At 43.7% G+C, this 4354-nt stretch carries 5 protein-coding genes and 2 pseudogenes; 4 read left to right on the forward strand and 3 right to left on the reverse strand.

Annotated elements, in window-relative coordinates; translation table 11 throughout:
* Positions 1-7: 7 nt before the first annotated feature.
* Positions 8-217 (forward strand): annotated as a pseudogene (locus tag L5M10_RS23280) (IS30 family transposase); the annotation flags it as partial.
* Here the strand turns inward: L5M10_RS23280 and L5M10_RS23285 are convergent.
* Positions 177-830, reverse strand: a complete 654-nt coding sequence (locus L5M10_RS23285; RefSeq protein ID WP_263256041.1) for a hypothetical protein — start codon at positions 828-830, stop codon at positions 177-179. The pseudogene L5M10_RS23280 and the gene L5M10_RS23285 sit on opposite strands and share 41 nt — an antisense overlap.
* 909 nt (positions 831-1739) lie before the next feature.
* Between L5M10_RS23285 and L5M10_RS23290 the strand changes: the two genes are divergently transcribed.
* Both L5M10_RS23290 and L5M10_RS23295 read left to right on the forward strand, forming a co-directional pair.
* Positions 1740-2315 (forward strand): hypothetical protein, encoded by a 576-nt coding sequence (locus tag L5M10_RS23290; protein WP_263164462.1) that lies wholly within the window; start codon positions 1740-1742, stop codon positions 2313-2315.
* A gap of 116 nt (positions 2316-2431) precedes the next feature.
* Entirely contained in the window at positions 2432-2818 is a 387-nt protein-coding gene (locus L5M10_RS23295; protein WP_131524148.1) for a carboxymuconolactone decarboxylase family protein, read from the forward strand.
* Positions 2819-2977: 159 nt separating this feature from the next.
* Here L5M10_RS23295 and L5M10_RS23300 read toward each other — a convergent pair whose 3' ends face one another.
* Positions 2978-3229 (reverse strand): DUF2999 family protein, encoded by a 252-nt coding sequence (locus tag L5M10_RS23300; protein ID WP_006083102.1) that lies wholly within the window; start codon positions 3227-3229, stop codon positions 2978-2980.
* Between the two features lie 373 nt (positions 3230-3602).
* Between L5M10_RS23300 and L5M10_RS23305 the strand changes: the two are divergent.
* Positions 3603-4112, forward strand: a pseudogene (locus tag L5M10_RS23305) (ATP-binding cassette domain-containing protein); the annotation flags it as partial.
* Between the two features lie 39 nt (positions 4113-4151).
* Here the strand turns inward: L5M10_RS23305 and L5M10_RS23310 are convergent.
* On the reverse strand, positions 4152-4354 hold a 203-nt coding region (locus L5M10_RS23310), incomplete at its 5' end, for a transposase domain-containing protein (protein ID WP_263255841.1).

The raw sequence follows: 4354 nt of genomic DNA on the forward strand, positions 1-4354 counted from the left end.
CAGGTAGGTATATTTTGCGCACCCTTATCGTTCTTGTGAACGAGGAGCGAATGAAAACGCCAATGGATTACTGCGGCAGTACGTCAAAAAAGGGGTTGATTTGAGGCTAGTGAGTGATGAATTAATCGAATTTGCTCAGAATAGAATTAACTATCGACCCAAAAAGTGTTTGAAGTTTAAGCAGCCTGCCGTGGTGTTTCACCAGTTAGCTGCTTAATTGTCGAGTGTCGCACTTCGGGGTTGAATTCGGGCATTACTAATAAAGTAACGTTACATGGCAATATTGCCCCTTTTACAATAACTTCTTTTAAATCAACTTCATTGAGTTCATCCAAAGCAACGTTTTCATTGTTTTTATCAGAAAAGTGTCTTTGAGAATTCAAAATAGTACCAATTTTATCGAAACCCTGATTAACTGAGTGAGGAATGATTTTTACGTCATCAGAGAAATCATTAATTTTTGAACTTAACTCTTTAGTTATTATTAAAAGTGCATTACTTGCGGATTCAACATCCTTTGCTGATAAGTTAATTGTTGTTGCAGTTCCCTTGATATCGTTAAAAGACTTTGCTAAATCACTATTTGAATGAACAGCATAGAAAATGGCAAAGACCGCCAAAATTAATGAAGAAATTGTCGCCGCAAATGATACATAAGCAACTACCTGTACGTTTTCAGCAAAATTTGCACTAGATAAATATACTATCAAGCCAACTAGAATTAGCACTATGTAAAAAAAATGAATGCCACTTTTTTCAACAAACTGTATATAAATAAGTTTTTTAAAGCTGTAATTTTCTTCTACTTCACTGTTAGATGTTTTTTTCACTTTTTATCTCCAGCAACTTTTATTTCAGCACATTACTGTCATCGACTCCTAAAATCAATATGTTACTCTGTTAACTCCTTGTTTGAATGATCAAAGTTTTGTTTGATAAAATATTCCCCTTAACTACCTCATTCATATCCTTCATCACATAATCCAGCGGCACCAGCTTTGCCAGTACGATGGGGCTGATATCCATTTCGGCGGCCACAACGAATGATAGTCGCATTACCTAATGCGGGCACAGCCACATTTTGTAACGTGTTTGACGTTGTGGCTATCCTTCTGCTTTATTTATTGGCTTTTTTAACGCTGATTACAATTCATATTGATTGATGGGACTTGGCTTTTAATAGCATTAACATAAAGCCTGAATTTAACGAGCCATCCATTGTTAAATTTGCAGAGTGTATGCTTGTAAAAAGGCATACAGATAACTGGATAGTTGGTTGGATTAAGCATTGGCATGTAAGTGACCGTTGACGGCATGGCCGCTCTTTCATATCTGACCCATAGGGATATGGGAAATGTCACTATGATGTCTGGAACATCATTGACCATGTGATCGCGGCATTTGCACTTCCGTATGCAGCAGATGCCGTCGTCGAGGCCTCATGGATACTTCTTGTGAAATAAAAGGGGTGGCGCGTCACTGGAATGACAGTGCTTAATAATCAGCTTCCGCTGTTAAGCCGCAAACGAGCAGCAAAAGAATTTAACGAGCCATCTATTGTTAAATTTGCAGAGTGTATGCTTATGAAAAGGCATACAGATAACTGGAAAATTGGTTGAATACTAATATATTGGCAGACATTTAAGCTGAACAAAAATAGTGGGTTAAGCTCTTATTCTCAATTACAATGCACTATTTTTATTCGCTAAATGCGGCATTAAACGAGCAGGAAACCCAGTATGAATATCCCAATGATTACCGCGCTTCAGAGTGCTATTACCGAAGCGCTCGCGAGTATACCAACCTCTGAGGCGGAGCAGATCTATGCATTGTCTTTCTATATCAACAACGAATATGACGATCCCCGTCTACCTACGCTGACAGTCGGCTATAACACAGTCGATGAGTGGCATGCCTCGATTCCAAATGCTTCTAGCTCTGACGAAGCAAAATGGAACTATGCCTTCTGGCTTCAAAACGAACTCCTCGTCTTTGGGGATTCTGACTCTCAGACTGCGGATATCTTAGCTCGCTGGGTGGCCGATCTAGGTCTCGGGTACAGTGATGCGGAGGAAGATGTCGATTTTGATCGCTGCCTTGAGCTCGGTCAGGAGATAACCGAGCAATTTGTTGCCGCAGTATGCGTTGTCGCTTCTACACTCCATTCCAACTTAACCGTTAGTCGCGTTTTCGGTCGTTCGGTACCCATCATAGTTCACGAGCTCGAGTACTATAACGAGATCGCAGATCAGACAGAGGCCTGTAACCCTCCCAGACTCGCCGAAGAGTTCGTTTCTTGGGTGCGCTCAATCTAACGTTGGTTATCAGTTATAGGTGGTAAGGATATAGGGCAGATTGGTTGGCGGTTTCAATAAGTCTAATCACAGAGTTTAATCACATAGCTTAATCACATATGAAAAAGGATGCATCGATGAACGATGAGCAATACGAGAAGGGGCTTGAGGTGCGTCGTGCTGTGATGGGCGATAGTTATGTGGATAAGGCGCTCAATAGTGCGACGGATTTTACGCAACCGCTGCAAGATTTAGTTACGGCCAATTGCTGGGGTGAGGTTTGGGTACGTGATGCCATCTCAAGGCAAACGCGCAGTTTGATTACCATAGCGACGCTGGCGGCATTAAAGGCGCCGACTGAGTTAAAGGGCCATGTGCGGGGCGCGCTAAACAATGGCTGCTCGGTTGAAGAGATCCAAGAAGTCTTACTGCATTGCACCGTTTACTGCGGTATGCCTGCGGGGATTGAAGCTTTTCGAGCTGCAAAAGAGGCGATTGAGGAGTGGCAGGCGCAACACAGTTAGCTCACTTGGTATTAATCATTTTGAGCGTCAATGGCTTGGAGGTTTAGTTGCTGTGAGATTTAATTACTTTGCGGTTTAGTGGTTTTAACATTCGCTAGGGGAACTGAGTTACGCGCATTCCCCTAGCGCATGATGGCTACAAACTTGAACAGTCTGCGCTTATTTTTGCAGTTGGGCTTTTGCGGCTTCTACTTTTGAGAAATCCAAACCGAGTTCGAGCACGGCTTCTTTGATCAAAGCCGGTTTCTGCATCACTAGCCCCAGCAGTTGTTGTAGTTTTTCGGCTGGGATGCCTAATTGACCGAGCGTACCCATCGCCATTAATGGATTTTCGGTTAATGTTTGAAACAGTTCTTGAATTTTAGCGTCACTGACGTTGTGTTCTTTTAAGATGGCAATAATGGGATTCATTGCATTACCTTGTTGATATGAAAGTTAAACAGGTGCCGATTTTATCACAGTTCTGCCAGAGTGGTTGCCTCACACATGCTGTACCCGTTGGATGTTGCCACGCTTTACCTATGCCATTAAGCGCATTAGATTTTATTCCCAATAAGCTTTACTCTGGTGACGTATTCCCCAAAATCTGCCGATAAAACCTGAGCGACTGTCGTGCATCGTGAGCCGTTGCATTGGATATTGTGGCTCTAGATATCATGACTCTAAGATATCATGACTCTAAGATATTGTGGCTCTAGATATGATTGCCTTAGATATCATGGAGCAATGCGATTGGGTAATCGCTGGCTTTTATCATCCCTTAAAAAAGAAAGGAACTGTGGTTATGCTTGATGTTGTCGCGAACCAAGACAAAAGTATTGTGGTTAAACAGTTACGATACGGGCGTGATAATGAGATGTTAGTCGTCGATGAGTGGCAACTGCATCCTGCTGAACATTGGGCGATTTTCGCGACTGACAGTTATTGTGGTTCCTTGCTCGGGCGAATATTAACGGGTGATATTCTGCCCGATGAAGGAACGATTTCTGGCTTGCCGCAACGTATCGGCTGGGTGTCACTTGGGTTGCAACAAGCATTGCTGGAGCGCGAGTTAGAAAAAGACGAACTGGATTACGGTTCGAGTGTCGAATCCTTAGTGTTGGAATGCTGCCAAGATGCCAAGCAACTCCCAGCATTATTACAAAAGGTTGGGCTTGAGCCGCTGCGTCGGCGCGGTTTTCGGCAATTATCCACGGGCGAAACGCGCAGAGTCATGCTGGCACGTGCACTGGCAATGTTACCGCAATTGCTGATTTTAGATGACCCTTATGCAGGGCTTGATGCTGAACATCGTAAGCGTAACGCCAACCACACCTTGCGGTGTGGCTGGTGATCAGTAAGGCAGGAGTTGCTGTAGTTTCTCTTGGGTGTTGGCTTTGGGTAGCTCGGTTAATAAGCGGCATAGGTAATCATACGGCTCCAGTCCGTTGATTTTTGAGGTCTCGACCAGGCTGTACAGTGCCGCACTGGCTTGTGCTCCCGTCTTGGTATTGGCGAACAACCACGCCTTGCGACCAATCACGAACGGTTTGATGG

The sequence above is a fragment of the Shewanella sp. SM32 genome (assembly GCF_025654235.1).
GTDB lineage: Bacteria > Pseudomonadota > Gammaproteobacteria > Enterobacterales > Shewanellaceae > Shewanella > Shewanella oncorhynchi.